The 18,463-nt window shown below is 34.1% G+C and carries 14 protein-coding genes; 8 read left to right on the forward strand and 6 right to left on the reverse strand.

Features of this window, described 5'->3' with window-relative positions; genetic code table 11:
• The first annotated feature begins 19 nt into the window (after positions 1-19).
• Complete coding sequence (locus WN975_RS14935) at positions 20-223, forward strand: hypothetical protein (protein ID WP_337967227.1); 204 nt, start codon at positions 20-22, stop codon at positions 221-223.
• Positions 224-259: 36 nt separating this feature from the next.
• Positions 260-832: a pentapeptide repeat-containing protein gene (locus tag WN975_RS14940; protein ID WP_337967228.1), complete on the forward strand. Its 573-nt coding sequence runs from the start codon at positions 260-262 to the stop codon at positions 830-832.
• A gap of 354 nt (positions 833-1,186) precedes the next feature.
• On the opposite strand, the gene WN975_RS14945 is transcribed toward WN975_RS14940, so the two are convergent.
• The 4 genes from WN975_RS14945 to WN975_RS14960 form a co-directional block, all read right to left on the reverse strand.
• Positions 1,187-2,713, reverse strand: a complete 1,527-nt coding sequence (locus WN975_RS14945) for a DUF4957 domain-containing protein (RefSeq protein ID WP_337967229.1) — start codon at positions 2,711-2,713, stop codon at positions 1,187-1,189.
• Between the two features lie 68 nt (positions 2,714-2,781).
• On the reverse strand, positions 2,782-4,575 hold the full coding sequence (locus WN975_RS14950; RefSeq protein WP_337967230.1) for a RagB/SusD family nutrient uptake outer membrane protein: 1,794 nt from the start codon (positions 4,573-4,575) through the stop codon (positions 2,782-2,784).
• A gap of 17 nt (positions 4,576-4,592) precedes the next feature.
• Positions 4,593-7,826, reverse strand: a complete 3,234-nt coding sequence (locus WN975_RS14955; protein WP_337967231.1) for a TonB-dependent receptor — start codon at positions 7,824-7,826, stop codon at positions 4,593-4,595.
• 784 nt (positions 7,827-8,610) lie between these two features.
• Positions 8,611-9,777 (reverse strand): MFS transporter, encoded by a 1,167-nt coding sequence (locus WN975_RS14960; RefSeq protein WP_337967232.1) that lies wholly within the window; start codon positions 9,775-9,777, stop codon positions 8,611-8,613.
• Between the two features lie 102 nt (positions 9,778-9,879).
• On the opposite strand from WN975_RS14960, the gene WN975_RS14965 reads away from it, so the two are divergent.
• The 4 genes from WN975_RS14965 (at position 9,880) to WN975_RS14980 (ending at position 12,590) form a co-directional block, all read left to right on the forward strand.
• Complete coding sequence (locus tag WN975_RS14965) at positions 9,880-10,713, forward strand: AraC family transcriptional regulator (RefSeq protein ID WP_337967233.1); 834 nt, start codon at positions 9,880-9,882, stop codon at positions 10,711-10,713.
• A gap of 261 nt (positions 10,714-10,974) precedes the next feature.
• Complete coding sequence (locus tag WN975_RS14970; RefSeq protein WP_337967234.1) at positions 10,975-11,361, forward strand: hypothetical protein; 387 nt, start codon at positions 10,975-10,977, stop codon at positions 11,359-11,361.
• Positions 11,362-11,496: 135 nt separating this feature from the next.
• Positions 11,497-12,027, forward strand: coding sequence for a DUF3347 domain-containing protein (locus WN975_RS14975; protein WP_337967235.1), 531 nt, complete (start codon positions 11,497-11,499; stop codon positions 12,025-12,027).
• 2 nt (positions 12,028-12,029) lie between these two features.
• The gene (locus WN975_RS14980; RefSeq protein WP_337967236.1) at positions 12,030-12,590 is read left to right on the forward strand and encodes an AraC family transcriptional regulator; all 561 of its coding nucleotides are present in this window, start codon (positions 12,030-12,032) and stop codon (positions 12,588-12,590) included.
• 36 nt (positions 12,591-12,626) lie between these two features.
• On the opposite strand, the gene WN975_RS14985 is transcribed toward WN975_RS14980, so the two are convergent.
• The gene (locus WN975_RS14985) at positions 12,627-12,908 is read right to left on the reverse strand and encodes a Txe/YoeB family addiction module toxin (protein WP_337967237.1); all 282 of its coding nucleotides are present in this window, start codon (positions 12,906-12,908) and stop codon (positions 12,627-12,629) included.
• Positions 12,884-13,114: a hypothetical protein gene (locus WN975_RS14990; protein ID WP_337967238.1), complete on the reverse strand. Its 231-nt coding sequence runs from the start codon at positions 13,112-13,114 to the stop codon at positions 12,884-12,886. Before WN975_RS14990 ends, WN975_RS14985 begins: the two co-directional genes overlap by 25 nt.
• Positions 13,115-13,605: 491 nt before the next feature.
• Here WN975_RS14990 and WN975_RS14995 point away from each other — a divergent pair, with 491 nt between their 5' ends.
• A complete protein-coding gene (locus WN975_RS14995) occupies positions 13,606-16,146 on the forward strand; it encodes a heavy metal translocating P-type ATPase (RefSeq protein ID WP_337967239.1) in 2,541 nt (846 codons plus the stop codon).
• Between the two features lie 9 nt (positions 16,147-16,155).
• A complete protein-coding gene (locus WN975_RS15000; RefSeq protein ID WP_337967240.1) occupies positions 16,156-18,408 on the forward strand; it encodes a multicopper oxidase domain-containing protein in 2,253 nt (750 codons plus the stop codon).
• Positions 18,409-18,463 lie beyond the last annotated feature (55 nt).

The following is an 18,463-nucleotide window of genomic DNA, read 5'->3' on the forward strand; positions in this document are numbered from 1 at the left end:
GTAAAAAAATGAGCAAATTATGATTTATGTTTTTAAAACCTCCGTTGATACAAAATCTAAATTAGAGCTAGCAACTACAGTTCTTAATGAAGTATTGACAGATAATACTATTTGGAATTTTGATCTGGAAGACTGCGATAATATTTTGAGAATCGACAGCGAGAATGAAATAACGGAAAGCATGTTAAAAAATGACATTTTTGATTGCGTCGAATTAGAATAACCCTTTTTGGTCCCAAGCCAACCTCAACCTAGTATTATGGAAACTGCATTACATCAAAACAAGACTTTTGACACCATTGATTATTCTGATCAAAAATTATCGGATAATGAATTTATAAACTGTGAGTTCATCAATTGCAATTTTTCGAAAAGCGATTTTAGCTACATTGACTTTTTAGATTGTACGTTTAAGAACTGCAATCTTTCTTTAGCGAGTTTAAAAAGTACTGGTTTAAAAAACATTAAATTCATTGGTTGCAAATTAATGGGACTTGATTTCAGCTCGAGCAATAGTTTTTTGTTTGCCATGAATTTTCAGGATTGTCTTCTTGATTATTCGACTTTCATTTATAAAAAATTAAAGAAAACAAACTTCATTGATTGTTCTTTAAAAGATGTAGATTTCTCTAATACCGATTTGTCTCTAGCAATTTTTAAAAATTGTGATCTTTCAAATGCTACTTTTATGGACTGCATTTTAGAGAAAACAGATTTCAGATCTTCCCGCAACTACGCTTTTGATCCTTCTGAAAATAAAATCAAAAGAACAAAAGTTTCTAATTCGGCGCTTGCGGGATTACTTGAAAAATTTGATTTGGATATTGAGTGAAATATGGCACGGCATGGCATGGCACGCGGATGACACGGATTCACTTCGTGAAAACGCGGATTTATACGGATTTTTTTATCCTTGTTGTTTTATGTAAAACCTTTGTCAAAGTTTAAAACTTTGACAAAGGTCTGCAAGCAATAGCTGATTTTAGTTGATTGCTCAAATTGCGGGACTTCGACTTCGCTCAGTCTGACATAAAAATGCATGTAAATCAGAAAATAAAAAATCCGAACAAATCCGCGTCTTCACGAAGTGAACCCGTTTCATCCGTGTGCAATTTATACACATCAACAAAAAAGGGATACAAAAATTGTATCCCTCTTTTTCTATAAAAACCAACTGTAGAAAAATCTATTTTATCCAACGCGGATCTCCAATTCCATTATCTTTTAGAGTTTGGTTGCCTACTTTAAAATTATCATTTGCAGGATCTTCGAATTGAGGATTTGCAGTTGTTCCTGAAGCATCAGGTTTATTATTTGTAATTGCAGCATCAATAAAACTCGGTGCCTGATAATAGTAGTTTTTACTAAATATCGGTAAATCGGTACCAGCTTGATTGGTGTAAATTGCTGTCGTTGATGCAATCAAAGTGTTTTTTACTATTGACTTATTTGATGCAAAACGAAGATATAAGATTCTTTTTAGCGCGACAGTATTTGACACATTATACAAAGTACAACTATCAATTAACACATTTGTTGTCAAACCGGTTCCAGAGAAACCTTTAGGAGAAGCCACAGCATCAACACGAACAAAATCACGCCCGATCGAGCAAGAATTAAAAGTACTGTTTTTCAAAACTATACTTGCGATGTACGTATTTCTAAAGTCGATAAAATCTGCTTGCGCATTTGTATTTACATTTTTAACAATACTGTTATCCACGGTAAATGATGTTACTTTTGATGTAGCTGCATTTCCATATACTAAGGCTCTCAAATAATCGCGAATATTGCAACCGCTTATTAAAATGTCACCATAAACTGTATTAGCATCAGATACTGTAATAAAATTACTGTCTCCAACTGTTGATCCTTCTAAATCTAAATCTATTAATGAAAGATTAGAAACGCCTGTATTTATTGTAAACTTAACATGCAATTTTGGTTTATCTCCAGTGCGAAGTCCTCTTATTGTTATCGTTTTATTCAAATCTATATCTCCTTTATATACGGTATAATCTCCCGGCATTAATACCAATATTGAATTGTCGGGAGCCGCAGCAATCACAGCGTTCAAATCATCAGTTTCTTTTACTAAAATTCCCGTTCCAATGTCAATTCCGGTTTTAAATGTTCTAACACCTCTTGTTTTAGTTCCGTTTACTAAAGTAGCTGTATAAGCTGTTTCGCCAGTTAATCCCGTTACAATTGCAACTCCCGCTGTTTTTTCTGCTGCTGTAATTGTGTGTGTAATATTTCCTGGAGCAACCGTAATTTGCGTTACAGTACTATTTGGAGTCCATCTTAAAGTAACTTTTGTAGCATCAATATCAGCATCTGCAATAGGTAATAATATTTGTTCTGTTAAAGTTTTTGCCGTAACAACTGACCATTTAGAATCTGCTAATCCTTTTGCGCTTACTCCTTTTACTCGTATTGAATATACGGTTTCTCCTTCTAAAGGAACCGTTATTGGAAGTTCTGCAGGTGCAACTTTAAGTGTTTTGTAAATCGTTTTAAAATCAGCATCGTCTGCACTAAATTCTACTGTATAATAATCTACATCGTCTTTTACGGTCCAGTTTAATTCTACCGAAGTTTGATTTCTAACGATAGCTTTAAGTTCTATTGGAGAAAATACTCTGTTTGCTCCTATATCTTCTAATACTGCTTCATTGTAACTTTCGCAACCGGCAACTATCAATAAAAACATAGCCAGCAACCCTTTCAATATATATTTTGCTTTCATAATTATAAACTATAATTTATTTTTTAATTGTATTAGTTACCAAAAACCCAGTCGTTTGCTAATTGACCATTGCTTGCATCGATAAACGTTTGCCAAATTGGCCAGAATTGTCTTTTATCCGGATTTACTCCGGCTTTGTACAATGTGGTTATTTTAGCATCTTCTAATTTATCCCAGCTTTTCGAAATATATCCTGCCGGAGCTTGTGTTTCGCCTCTGTTTAATCCATAAATATCCAGGGTAATCTGATCGTCTTTATATTTGTAATATAATGTCGAAGGAACATCCTGATATTTTCCGGTACGCGCTTTAAGATTCGCCATTTTTTCTTTGGCTTCGTCTAGTTTTTCTTTAAGCAAATTCCAACGCATTAGAGCAAACTTACGCTCCATTTCTCCTGTAAATTCATATTTATTTTCATCAACAATAGCGTTCATCATTGCAGTTTTACTTGTCAATGCGTCTACATAAGCATCTACTTGCACGGCATGATTTGCTGAAGCAAAAGCTCTACGGCGAATTTCTTTCAAATAAACTGCAGCAGATCCCGGACCTTCTAATTCATTAGCAGCTTCGGCAGCAATTAAAAGTACTTCGGCATAACGCATGTAGATTTTATTTACACCATCGTCATTTGGTGCAGTAACGATTCGGTTCATCCATTCAAAACGATATTTACCAAAATACCAAGTTTGTAAATCTGTAAGTTCTTGTTTTGATTTACCATTTACTGCAGCTCCCCATTTATAAGGAACACAAGTAACATCTCTACGAGTATCAGTTTTATCATAGTCATAAAAAACAAATGGCAATGGTCCGTTTACACCGCCTTTGTTTGCGCCCATTTGTTGAAATTGATCCATCGCATCATGTCTCACAGCAAAAGTAAATAGCACTCTGCCTCGTGTAGCCGCGAAAGGAATTTCCCAAAGAGATTCTCCTCCGGCTGCTAAATTTTCCTGATTGTATTTTCTCCACAAACCTTCAAAAGTTGGTTCTAAATGTGCAGAACCACTCGCAATAACGGAACGACATTCCGCCAATGCCAACTTATACATATTAGCTACCGAAAGTTCCGAATCTGTACTTCTTCTAACTCCATCAGAATATTGCTGATATCCGCTTGCCATCATAGCCAAACGAGCTCTAAAACTTTTTACAAAAGCTTTATTTATGCGTTCTGTACTAGTGGTTGCAGATGATTCATTTGGCCACGCTACAAGTGTTGATGCTTCGCCCAAATCAGCAATTAATTGTTTGTAAATTACATCACGGCTTGTTTTAGGAATATAAATGGTTGCCGTCGCAACTGGCTCAAAACGCGCAGGAACATCTCCCCAATTTCTAACCAAATCAGCATAATAAATAGCACGTAACGTTAATGCTTCTCCTAATAAATGCCCTAATTGATTGTCTGACTTCGGATTACCGTACATACGCAAACCTCTAATACATAAATTAGCACGCTCAATTCCTTCGTACATCATTGCCCATGCATTTTTTGGCGAGTTCATTTCTGTATTATCAGCTTTAGCATCATAAACAACCAAATCTGATTTGGCGTTATCACTCGAAGATGCCAAAAGCCATTCGCTATCTGTATTTAATCCTTGGTATGTCAAAAGCCTTCCTCTATAAGATTGTTCTTCTCCAAAAGATACTTTTATTCCATCAACGGCTCCTTGTGCCAACTCTGCATTAGAAAAAATAAGTTCATCTCCTAATGTTGATTGTGCAGGAGTATCAAAGAAGTCATCAGCAAAATCCTGACACGAAGTCAATAAACCTGAGATAATCAATCCTGCTATTATTACTTTATATTTCATTTTGATAGATTTTTAAATTAGAAATTAAGGTTTAAACCAAAAACCAATTGTCTGCTACGTGGATATGCTGAATAATCAACTCCTGGCGTTAGCGGTGATTTTCTTTTTGTTGACACCTCAGGATCCGGACCAGAATAATTTGTAATTATAAAAACATTTGTTGCTGTAAAATAGAATCTCAACTTACTTACGCCCAATTTCGAGGTAAAAGATTCGGGTGTAGTATATCCTAAAGTCAAAGTATTTAATCTAAAGAAAGAACCATCTTCTACCGCCCAATCTGTAAACATAAATTTTTGCATATAAGGCGACCACATTGTTGTATTAGCATTTAGAGCTGCTAATTCTGTAGGATCTGTCACTAATTGCCCTGACTCAGGATTTAAATTTGTCCATCTTTTGCCTTCAGCCATTTCAGAACTTAAGTTCTTGTATTGTCCGTTTCTGTTTGCTGTAGAAAATTCTGCTTTGTTTGCATTATAGATATCATTTCCGATAGTCCAGTTGAAAGCAGCCGAAAGATCAAAACCATAAGCATTTGCATTAATAATTAAACCTCCAGTACTTTTAGGATTAGCATTACCAATGATCGTTTGATCTGATGCGGTAATTTTATTATCAGCAGAACCATCTGTGTTTTTTAACTTCATCATTCCCGGTTGAACAGCGCTTCCAATAACAGAAGTCGCATCTGCAATACCAGCTTTTAAGACATACTTTCCTCCAACATAATTAAAATCAGAAACTTCATATCGTCCATCACTTTTATAACCGTACATTAATCCCATTGGAGAACCTGCATTTACTGCATAATCATTACCAATATCGGTCGATGCCCAGTTTGTATTTACTCCAAAATTATCCATTACGCCAAGCGAATTGATTTTGTTTTTGTTGATACCAACATTCACAGAAAAATTCAAACCATAATTTTTATTTTCAATTGCAATAAAATTCAAAGTAGCTTCAAAACCTGTATTTTGTGTTTCTCCCATATTTCGATACTGAGTTTTGTAACCTGTACCTCCTACCGGAAATTCTATTAATAAATCATGCGTTACGTTTTTATACAAATCAACAGTTCCGTTTAAACGATTTTTGAAAAATCCAAAATCAAGACCTACGTTTTGTGTCACAGTTGTTTCCCATTTTAAATTCGGGTTTGCCAAAACGCTCGATGGCGACCAGTAACTATCAAATCCATTGATAAAAGAGTTTGTGTTTGACATATAACTCTGAACCGTTTGTCCAACCGGAATATTATTATTACCTGCTTCACCATAACTTAGTCTTAACTTAAGAAGATTTAACCATGAAGCATTTTTCAGGAAGTTTTCTTCAGAAATCTTCCATGCTGCAGCTGCCGCAGGAAAATATCCCCAACGATTATTGCCTAAAAATCTGCTTGAACCATCTGCACGAAAAGAAGCGGTTAATAAATAACGGTCTTTAAAATCATAATTTACACGACCAAAAAAAGACAATAATTTATCATCCGGACTATAAAAATTATCTACTGAAAACGGTGTTCCCTGAGTCGTTAATTTCTTGGCATCATCCAAATCAAAGAATTTTGGATAATTCAGCATTGTTGTCGTTTCAACATTTGAAGTAGTAGTTATCATCTCTTCTCCCAAAAGTGCTGTCAAATGATGATTTTGTCCTAAAATATTTTTAAAATCATAATTTAATGTATTCGCATTTCTAAAACGTACATCTTTACGATCGGCCATTACCATTCCCGGTTTTCCTGCTCCAATTTTGGCAGTGCTCGAAAAATAAGTAGAAGATCCATAGAAACGATAATCGGAATAATTATAATTATCTAATCCTAAATCACTTTGAAATTTTAGATTTTCAATTAGCTTCCATCCAAAACTTCCTAGCAAATTATAATTCTTCTTGGTCTGTTGACGTTCATTATCTGATATTGCCAAAAATGGATTTACTAAATAACTATTAACACTTTGATCATCATTATCCGTAGTTAATCCCGGCATTGGAATTGGAGAATATCCAACACTATGACGCAAACGACTATCAAGCGATGAAACTTCATTTTGTTCATTAGCGCCTCCTCCATTTACTTCTATATCAGAATAACGAACTGTAAAAGCAAGATCAACTTTATCACTTGCCTTATTTTTTAATGCCAAAGACAAGTTATTTCTTTTAAAATCTGAACCAACCATAATGGCTTTTTCATCATAATAAGCATAATTAAAATTGTAACTAAGCTTTTCATTTCCTCCGCGAATTCCTAAATCACGGCTATTTACTTCGCCACGACGACCATAAATTTGCTTTTGCCAGTTTGTTCCTTTTACGCCATTATATAAATCACGGTCTTGCCAGTTGCCAAAATACTTGGTATAAGAATTCGGATTACTTAAAATAGTTTTATCAGTTTGATCTAGTAAAGCATATTCATATTGCCATTTTACAAAATCATCAACAGGAAGTACATCAATATCTTTAGCCATTGTTTTCATTCCGTAAAACATATTGAAACTAACAGCCATTTTTCCGTCCTTACCTGTTTTAGTCGTAATAATAATAACTCCGTTTGCTCCTCTCGATCCATAAATTGCAGTCGAAGAAGCATCTTTTAATACCGTCATCGATTCAATATTAGAAGCCGCAATATCGCTCATACTATTTACCGGAAAACCATCAACAATAATCAAAGGTGAAGCATCTTGTGTTAACGATCCGCCGCCACGAACTCTAATCTTAATATCTGCATCCGGAGAACCTTCGGTTGAGGTAACCTGAACTCCTGCAATTCTTCCTGTTAAAGCTTCGGCAACATTCGAAACGGGAACTTTCTTTAAATCATTTCCGGAAATTGAAGCAACAGCTCCAGTTAAATCTGATTTTTTTACCGTTCCATAACCCACAACAACCACTTCATTTAACGCATTTGAATCTTCGGTTAAACTAATATCCAATTTACTTTTGCCTGCAACAGCTATTTCTTTTGTTTTAAATCCGATAAATGAAAAAACTATTGTCGCTTTAGGATTCGTAAGCTTTATTTTATAATGTCCGTCAAAATCAGTCGAAGCACTATTCTTAGTTCCTTTCTCAACTATATTAACACCCGGTAAAGTCAATCCGGCAGCATCTTTAACAGTGCCTTCGAGTGTTATATTTTGTGCGCTGATACGATTGCTCGTCAGCAAACACAATAAGAAAACAACTGCAAAAGAACAATTCGCTCCTTTTTTAAATAAATCTCTAAAATTCATAGTTAATTGTTTAAATTATTAATTGGTTTTTTAGTTTAGCGCTTCGATTTCGTCTATTCTTACTAGTTTTTCTATTCAGAATAAAACTTTGTCTATCTTACAATTTCGGAGTATTTCCCTTATTTTTCGGGCTTTTCCGATTTTCAACTATAACGTTTGAAATAATATGTAATCGATTACACAAACATAGATATTTTTTTTATATAAAAAATTAATTTTCCTAAAAAATTCCTAAATAAAATTATATATCAAAAATAAAGAAGGTTTTTTCTATGACATATGTAATTTATAAGACCAATAAATAGTAAATATATTATTGTAGAATTTACACTTACTTTAGCTTTTTCATAAAAAATAATCGATTACATATTTGAATATTGCAAAATTATTAATTGTAAGAAACATGCATAATGAATTAAAAACCAAGAATTATTGTTAGAAGAAAAAACAACTTCTAAAGAGAGAAACCGAAACATCAAACCAGATTAAAACCAATCACTATTAAGCACAAAAAAGCCCTTAAACCTTATTAGGCTTAAGGGCAATTATTTATTATATGCAAAGGATATTTTGTTCCATCGGAACATCTCGTAGGTAAAAACAAATAATAGTTCGTTTTTCTTCGTTCCGTAGGAACGTTTGACCAACAATATAAATAATCATGTAATTTACCAAACATCCCTACGGGATGATAAAAAATCGTGAACTTTTTTTCTACCGATGAAATGTTCCAATGGAACAAAAACGAAATTGTTATTTCTGTTAAAGTCCTTCTTTTAAATCTTTACGCATTCTGTAGTTGTAAATTGCTTTTGTGTTTTTGCATTAAAGCAAAAGTAATAATCATACCGGTAATCGCCATTCCTACTCCAATAAGATTTGGAGAAGCATAACTATAACCAGCCGCCAAAGGCAATCCGCCTAAAAAGGCACCTAAAGCATTCCCGATATTAAAACTTCCCTGAAGTGCTGCCGAAGCAATCATCTCAGCTCCTGTTGCAGTTTTAATCATTAACATTTGAATTGGTGCAATTACTGAAAAAGAAATAGCGCCCGTTAAAAAAGTTAAGAATAAAGAAATATATTGATTGTAAGAGAATAAGTAAACCAAAATTAAATCAATTGACATTACAAATAATAAAGCTAAAACCGTCGGTGCCGGAGAAAATTTATCAGCAAGTTTACCGCCAGCAAAATTTCCAACAACCATTCCAAGTCCGGCAAGAATCAAGATATACGAAACATCTTCGGCATTAAACTTAGAAACATTGATCAATAAAGGCGCGATATAACTAATCCATGCAAATAATCCTGCAAACCCAATTGCAGTAATTCCGATAATTAACCAAGCTTCTGTTTTCTTAAAAAACAGCAATTGTGTTTTCATATTTACATTTCCGCTTTTCTCCAGATTTGGCATCCATAAAGAAATAAACAAAAACGTAAGCAAACCAACAATTGCAATAAGTATAAAAGTATAACGCCATATAAAATTATGACCAATATAAGTCCCAATTGGAACTCCTATCAAATTCGCCAACGTCAAACCTGAAAACATAATCGCGATTGCCTGAGCTTCTTTGCCTTTGTCTGCCAAACGGCTTGCGACTACAGCTCCAACTCCAAAGAAGGCTCCGTGTGGTAATCCGGAAAGGAATCTGGATGCGAATAAAAAATTATAAGATGGTGCAATAATAGAAAGTGCATTAAAAACCGTTAACATTAAAGCTAATATTAAAAGCATTTTCTTTGGAGCTAAATTTCTTCCTAAGATTACTAATAAAGGAGCTCCAATAACAACGCCCAGCGCGTAAGCCGAAATTAAATATCCGGCAACCGGAATCGAAACTTTCATATCTGAGGCAATATCCGGTAACAAACCCATCATAACAAATTCGGTAATACCAATTGTTAATCCTCCTAATGAGAGTGCAATAAGACTTTTTTTCATTTGTTTTTACAAGAAAGGAATAGAATTTCTATGACGCAAAGTTAACGCTGTTAAACACAAAAAAAGTTGTACATTTGTGATATAAACTTGTAAATTTAAGTTATGCCTATTTTAAATCAATTCAAAACTCTTGTTATTGATGAGTTCGAAGATGAGAAATTTCATCTTCCGCCGCACACGCATACTTATTATGAAATTATTTATATCAAAAAAGGAAGCGGAGTTCATCACTTGAATAACAACTTATTACCATATAAAACTGGAGATCTCTTTGTGATTTCGCCAGAAGACGAGCATTATTTTGATATTAAAAAAAGTACTCGTTTCTTTTATATTAAGTTTACGGACAATTATTTTAATTCGAAACAGAATCTTACTTGCGACGAATTCTTAATTCATACTCCGGAAAGTTTCATGCGTGATAAAACACTAAAAGAAACGGTTCTGAAATTAGACGATCCCTGCAAAACAATATTAAAGAATACGATCGAAAACATTGCCGCCTATAATTGCAAAATCGATGTTTCGACTTCACCAATTGTATTTTATCAGATTCTTTCGATTTTTGGATTAATCAAAGAAACAATGCGTGGTCAAAATCTTGTTGTCAAAGGAAATTCTATTGATAACGAACAAATCACTTCTTATATTCATCAGAACATTTACAATCCAAAATTAGTTCAGATTAAAGTAATTGCAAGTCATTTTAATATTGCCGAAACTTATTTTAGCGCTTATTTCAAGAGAACTTTCTCGATTAGTTATCGCGATTATATTCATAATTTAAGAACAACTTTAATCGAAAAACGAATTCATAACAACCAATTACCAATTAAACAAATTGCTTATGAATTTGGCTTCACCGATGAAAGTCACTTATCAAACTATTTTAAAAAGCGAAAAAACATGAAGCCAACAGATTTTAAGAAAACTTAAAATTGGAAATTCGTTGCGCGTAATTTTTTTAACACATAGAAACATAGCTTTATATGCTCAAAAAAGGCGTTTCAGTTATTAGAAATACACAGAGTTAAGCTATGAGAAAGAAATGTTTTTCTCTTTAACCTTCTTTTGAACACACAAAATCTATGTTTCTATGTGTTTGAATAAAATCGTACCCAATGTTTTATTTGAAATCTTAAATAAATAGCAACGCTTAAAAAAAATATCTAAATTTGTACTTGTAAAATAATTTCATTGGCAAAAAAGCTCCACATATTATTTCTTTTCATAACTCTTGGCTTCCTTTTGATGTCCAATTCTGGTTATGCTTGTGGAAATGCTTCTGAAAAAACTTCTTGCGAGAAAAAGACAATTTCTAAAAAAGAAACCGCTGATTCTTGTGAAAAAGATTGTTGCAAAAAAAATCATGATTCTAAAAAAGATCAACATGGCTGCAACGGAAAATGCGATCATTCTGGTTGTACAACTTCCAGTTTAGCCTTTATTTTGATAGCAACAAATGAATTTGAATTTGATACCAATCTATTCAATTTCTCTACTGAAAAAGCAACTCCTTATTATAAAAACATCAGTATTTCTGATGGTTTTACTTCTATTTGGCTTCCGCCAAAAATAAAATAATTGTATTTCTGACAGCCCTAATTGGGTTTAGTTTAACCGCGAAGTTCGCAAAGATTTACGCTAAGCCCGCAAAAGAAAAATTAAAATTATTTAACTTAGAGGATAAATTCATATTCTCTATTAAAATCGTATAAAATGAAAAACACAATATCAACTATAGCAGCAGTAATAATCGTATTATTTTCTGCAAATACAATTCAGGCAATTACAATCAAAACAGAAATAACTACAATTGAAGATGCAGATTCAAGTCAGTTACAAGCTGTTTATGACGCTTATTTTACTGTAAAAGATGCCTTGATTAAAAGTGATGCTAAATTAACTTCGGCGAAAGCCACAGATTTATTGACGGCAATTACCGCAGTAAAAATGGATAAACTAAAAAGCAACGAACATACTGTTTGGATGAAAGTCGTTAAAAAATTAACTGCTGATGCTAAAAGTATTTCTACAAGTTCAGATATTAAAAAGCAACGTGAAACTTTTAAATCCTTAACAAAAAGTACTTATGACTTAGTTAAAGTTTCAAAATCTACTGAAGTTGTCTACAAACAATATTGCCCAATGGCAGACGCTGATTGGTTAAGCAAAGAAAAAGCAGTTAAGAATCCGTATTACGGTTCTTCGATGTTGACTTGCGGAAACGTGGTAGAAACCATCAAATAAATATGACGCTCTACATCAAAAACATGGTGTGTGGTCGCTGTAAAATGGTTGTGAAGTCTGAGTTTGAAAAACTTGGACTTCATACTATTTCTGTTGAATTAGGCGAAGTCGAACTTCAAGATGACATCTCCGATTCTCAGAAAGAAATTCTGCTAAAAAATCTTCAGACTTTAGGTTTTGATTTTATTGATGACAAAAAAAGTAAAACGATCGAGAAAATAAAAAACCTCATCGTTGATTTAGTTCATCATAAAAACAATGATCTCAAAATCAATTTATCTGATTATTTAGTCGAAAACCTAAATCAGGATTACAGCACTTTGAGTAACCTTTTCTCAGAAATTGAAAATACTACTATCGAAAAATATTTTATCAGTCAGAAAATCGAGAAAGTAAAAGAGCTCCTTATATATAATGAACATTCGTTAAGCGAAATTGCCGATATGCTAAATTATAGTAATGTCGCGCATTTGAGCAATCAGTTCAAGAAAATTACGGGCTTCACTCCTACTTATTTCAAGCAATTGAAGGATAAAAAAAGAATTCAGATTGAGAATTTGTAATACAATAAAAAAACGTGCTAACTATTTAGCACGTTTTTATTTATCTGAATAATGTCCCATTGCAGAAATCACCACAACAGTTACAATTTCTTCTTCGACACTATATATTAGTCTATCTTTTTTATTTATTTCTCTTGACCAAAATCCTGAAAATTGATGTTTCAATGACTCAGGCTTCCCAACTCCTTCAAAGGGATTTTCAGCTAATTCTTCTAAAATTTTTGCAATCTTTTTTATACTCGATTGATTCCCTGATTTTAAGTGCTTTGCAATTTCAATCTTCGCTTCTGGAATTATTTCAACCCTAAACTTCCCCATATATCATTAGGATCAACTGTTATACTTTTAGATTTTCCGCTTTTATAATCAGCATACCTTTTCTCTATCATAGCAACAAATTCGGGGTTATAAGGGCTTTCTTCTTCCTCTATTTTTACACCTTTATTTGTAACAGCTAATAACCTTGCAAGCTCAAGTAAAGTCTTGCCCGCCTTAGTTCGTTCGTTTATAGTTATAGTTGTCATAATCTTAATTTTATTATTACAAAGATACAAAAATCATGTTATCTTCTTATGACACAATTTTGTAAGTAATAAGATTCTTATTTTTGTATGACACTCAGAACTAAATACATTTCTGTTTGTAATATTGAGAATTTGTAAAATTTTTTAACCGCAAAGGACGCTCTTATTTTATGTCATTTCGAGGAACGAGAAATCACACTCGTAAATTGACAAAGATTGACGCTTTTAGGAACGGAATTACTTGTGTGATTTCTCGTTCCTCGAAATGACAAACTGGACGTTCAATTATTAACTTAGAAAAAAACTTTGCGCTTTTGCGTCTTTGCGCGATTACTATAAAACGAGATCAAAAAAAACCTTAGCTCCCGATAGCTATCGGGATTACGGTTAAATCTCTTTTCATAAATATTACAAATCATTCTCAAAATTATACAAACCGAAGTAAACGTTACTTCGGAAATTTGCATTGTAATACTTAAAAAGATAAAACAATGACGCATCAATATATAATTTCAGGAATGTCGTGCGATGGATGTCGTAAAAAAGTCGAGAAAACTTTGAATACGATTGAAGGAATTCAAGCCGAAGTGACTTTAAATCCTCCATTGGCAACTATAACAATGGAAAAACATGTTACAACTGAAGAATTTCAGGAAGCTTTAACCGAAGCCGGAAAGTATACTATTGAAATGACTTCATCTAAAAATACCTCAGAAACTCCCGTTAAATCATGTTGTTCCAGTACCAAAAAAGAAAATCACGAAGGACATCATCACAAAAAAGAAACTGCTGTAATTCACAATCATAATACAACAGGAGTTTTTTATTGTCCGATGCATTGCGAAGGCGATAAAACCTATAACAAACCTGGAGATTGTCCCGTTTGCGGAATGGATTTAGTTCCGGAAGTTGCTATAAACGCAACGCAATTTACTTGTCCGATGCATCCGGAAGTTGTTTCGAATGAACCCGGCGATTGTCCAATTTGCGGAATGGATTTGGTGCCAATGCAAGCTTCTGAATCTGAAGAAAACAAAACTTATATTGACTTATTAAAGAAAATGAAGATTGCGATTTTGTTCACGCTTCCGATCTTTATTATTTCAATGTCAGAAATGATTCCTGATAATCCTCTTTATAAAATAATGTCTATAGAAAACTGGAATTGGGTTCAATTCTTATTTTCAATTCCAGTGCTTTTTTATGCGGGTTGGATGTTTTTTGTTCGTGCATACAAATCGATTATTACCTGGAATCTAAATATGTTTACCCTTATTGGGATTGGAACCGGTGTTGCTTTCTTGTTTAGTATTGCCGGAATGTTCTTTCCGGATATTTTTCCCTCTGAATTTAAATCACATCACGGAACGATTCATCTTTATTTTGAAGCTGCAACAGTTATTATAACTTTAGTTTTATTAGGACAATTATTAGAAGCCAAAGCGCACGGACAAACAAACGGAGCCATAAAAGCTTTATTGAAATTAGCGCCAACCGAAGCAACTTTAGTCGAAAACGGAACTGATAAAACAATATCAATCCATAATATTAAAAAAGGAGATTTACTTCGAGTAAAACCAGGAGAGAAAATTCCGGTTGACGGAAAAATTACCATCGGCGAAAGCAATATTGACGAAGCTATGATTACCGGAGAACCAATTCCGGTGGATAAAAAAGTAGGCGATGCTGTAATTGCAGGAACAATAAACGGAACTAAATCATTTGTTATGATTGCCGAAAAAGTAGGTTCAGAAACTTTGCTTTCTCAAATTATACAAATGGTAAATGATGCAAGTCGTTCGAGAGCGCCAATTCAGAAACTGGCAGATCGTGTTGCTAAATATTTTGTTCCAACGGTTGTTATTATTTCGATTATTACCTTTTTTGTTTGGGCAAAATTTGGTCCTGAACCAGCTTATATCTACGGATTAATTAATGCGATTGCGGTTTTGATTATTGCTTGTCCTTGTGCTTTAGGATTAGCAACTCCAATGTCTGTAATGGTTGGAGTTGGTAAGGGAGCGCAATTCGGGATTTTGATAAAGAACGCTGAAGCTCTGGAAAACATGAGCAAAATAGATGTTTTGATCACGGATAAAACCGGAACTATTACGGAAGGAAAACCTTCTGTAGAAAAAATCTATACCGTTAATAATAACGAAGATGTTTTACTTCAAAATATTGCTTCATTAAACCAACATAGCGAGCATCCTTTGGCGCAAGCCGTTGTAAATTTTGCTAAAGCTAAAAACCAGACAATTCTTGAGGTTCCGGATTTTGAAGCTGTTGCCGGAAAAGGAGTTCTAGGAACGGTGAATAACTCAAAAGTAGCTTTAGGAAATAAAAAATTAATGATTCAGGTTGGCGCTTCGATTTCTGAAGATATTGAAAATAAAATCGTTGCCGAACAAAATTTGGGTAAAACGGTTTCTTATATCGCCGTTGAAAAAGTTGTTTTGGGTTATGTAACGATTACAGATGCCATTAAAGAAAATAGTGTAAAAGCGATCAAAGATTTAATCGATCAAGGTGTCGAAGTAATTATGATGACTGGAGATAATGGCAATACTGCCAAAGCGGTAGCAAATCAACTGCACTTAAGTTCGTTTAAAGCTGATTGTCTTCCGGAAGATAAACTCAAAGAAATTCAGCGTTTGCAAGCCGAAGGTAAAATTGTTGCCATGGCGGGCGACGGAATCAACGATGCTCCGGCTTTGGCTCAAGCCAATATTGGAATCGCAATGGGAACCGGAACTGATGTTGCTATCGAAAGTGCCAAAATTACGCTGGTAAAAGGCGACTTAAACGGAATTGTAAAAGCTAAAAAACTAAGTTATTCAGTGATGAAAAACATCAAACAAAATCTATTCTTTGCCTTTATATATAACGTATTAGGAGTACCAATTGCAGCGGGAATTTTATATCCTGTATTTGGGATTTTGCTTTCGCCGATGTTGGCTGCGCTGGCAATGAGTTTGAGTTCAGTTTCGGTAATTGTAAACGCATTAAGATTGCGAAATCTAAAACTTTAATAAATCAATATGAGACTACATACTATTATAATTGCCTTTTTGATTGCCTTTAGTGCAAATGCTCAAAAAGTAGTTCGTTACGATTTATACGTTCGCGATACGATTGTTAATTTTTCGGGAAAAGAAAAACGCGCACTTACCGTGAATGGTCAAATCCCAATGCCAACTTTGACTTTTACTGAAGGTGATATTGCGGAAATTTATGTTCATAACGAATTAAAAAACGAAGATACAGCGTTGCATTGGCACGGATTATTTCTTCCAAATAAAGAAGATGGTGTTCCGTATTTAACGCAAATGCCAATTAAACCAGGAACAACACATAAATATAGTTTCCCAATTATTCAAAACGGAACTTATTGGTATCACAGCCATTCGGGATTGCAGGAACAAATAGGTTTGTATGGACTTTTTATTATTAATAAGAAGAAAGACGATCCTACTTTTAGAAAAGGAATTGATGATTTACCAACAATTCCGGTTATTCTAAGCGAATGGACAGATCTAAAACCTGAGAATGTTCAGCGAATGTTGCACAATGCCAACGATTGGTTTGCCATAAAAAAAGGAACGACTCAAAGTTATGCCGAAGCAATCAAGAAAGGACAATTCTCGACAAAAGTCACCAACGAATGGAAACGCATGAATGCCATGGATGTGAGTGATGTATATTATGAGAAGTTTTTAATTAACGGAAAAAATGAAGATCAGCTTTCGCAATTTAAAGCGGGCGATAAAGTCAGATTGCGAATTGCAAACGGTGGCGCTTCAAGTTATTTCTGGCTGACTTATGGCGGCGGAAAAATAACGGTTGTTGCCAGCGACGGAAACGATGTTGAACCTGTAGAAGTTGACAGATTGATTATTGCGGTTTCTGAAACTTATGACATTGTTGTCACAATTCCTGAAGATCATAAATCGTTTGCTTTTTTGGCTACAGCCGAAGACAGAACTGGATCTGCTTCATTATTTTTAGGCGAAGGAACGAAACAGCCAGTCAAACATCTTCCAAAATTGAAATATTTTGAAGGAATGAAAATGATGAATGATATGATGAAGATGAACGGCGAAATGAACGATATGGGGATGAAAATGTCTCTGAACAAAATGGACATGAATGCTGTGATGTATCCTGAAATTTCGGGTGAAGACGAATCTGCAAAAACCGAAGATCATTCGATGCATAATATGGAAGGCATGAAAATGGACGATATGAAAATGTCAAGTGATTCTACAGAAACTGCCGAAATTACGACTTTGAATTACGGAATGTTGAAATCTCCAACCGTGACAACTTTACCAAAAGACGCTCCTGTAAAAGAATTACGTTTTGAATTGTCCGGAAATATGAATCGTTATGTTTGGAGTTTAGACAACAAAGTAGTTTCTGAAACGGATAAAATCTTAATCAAAAAAGGCGAAAACGTTCGTATTACATTATATAATGGTTCGATGATGCGTCACCCAATGCATTTGCACGGTCACGATTTCAGGATTATTAATGAACATGGCGAATATTCTCCGCTTAAAAATGTGATCGATATTATGCCAATGGAAACCGATACAATCGAGTTTCAGGCTAATGCCGATGGCGATTGGTTTTTTCATTGTCACATATTATATCATATGATGGCGGGAATGGGACGTATTTTTACTTATGAAAATTCAGCTCCAAATCCGTTGATTCATCATCCTGAAATGGCGTACAAAATGCTAAAAATGGACGATCGAATGTTTCATTTTATGGCTGAGAATGATTTTGCTTCAAACGGAAATGACGGTGAAGCAATGTTCAGCAACACGCGTTGGAGCATTGGAACGGAATGGAGATTGGGTTATAACAATGAACACGGTTACGAAACCGAAACGCACATTGGTAGATATATTGGCAAAATGCAATGGTTTATGCCATTTATAGGTTTCGATTGGCGTTATCGAAGAATGGGAATGGACGAACAGGAACAAAATATGTTCGGACAAAAGAATACCAAAGACAATCGTTCGGTTTTTAGTGCCGGTATGGAATATACTTTGCCAATGCTTGTAAAAGCGCAAGTTGAGGTTTACACCGATGGAAATGTAAGGGTTCAATTCGAGCGAAAAGATATTCCGCTTGCCAGACGTTTACGAATGAACTTAATGTGGAATACGGATAAGGAATATATGGCGGGTCTAAAATATATCGTTGGCAGAAACTTTGGAATTACCACGCATTATGACAGTGATATGGGAGTTGGCTTTGGATTGAATCTGAATTATTAATAGTTTTTTTTACCATATAAGTGATTTAAGTTCATTTAAAAGTGTGTTTATAAAA

The sequence above is a fragment of the uncultured Flavobacterium sp. genome, from assembly GCF_951805225.1.
Classification (GTDB): domain Bacteria; phylum Bacteroidota; class Bacteroidia; order Flavobacteriales; family Flavobacteriaceae; genus Flavobacterium.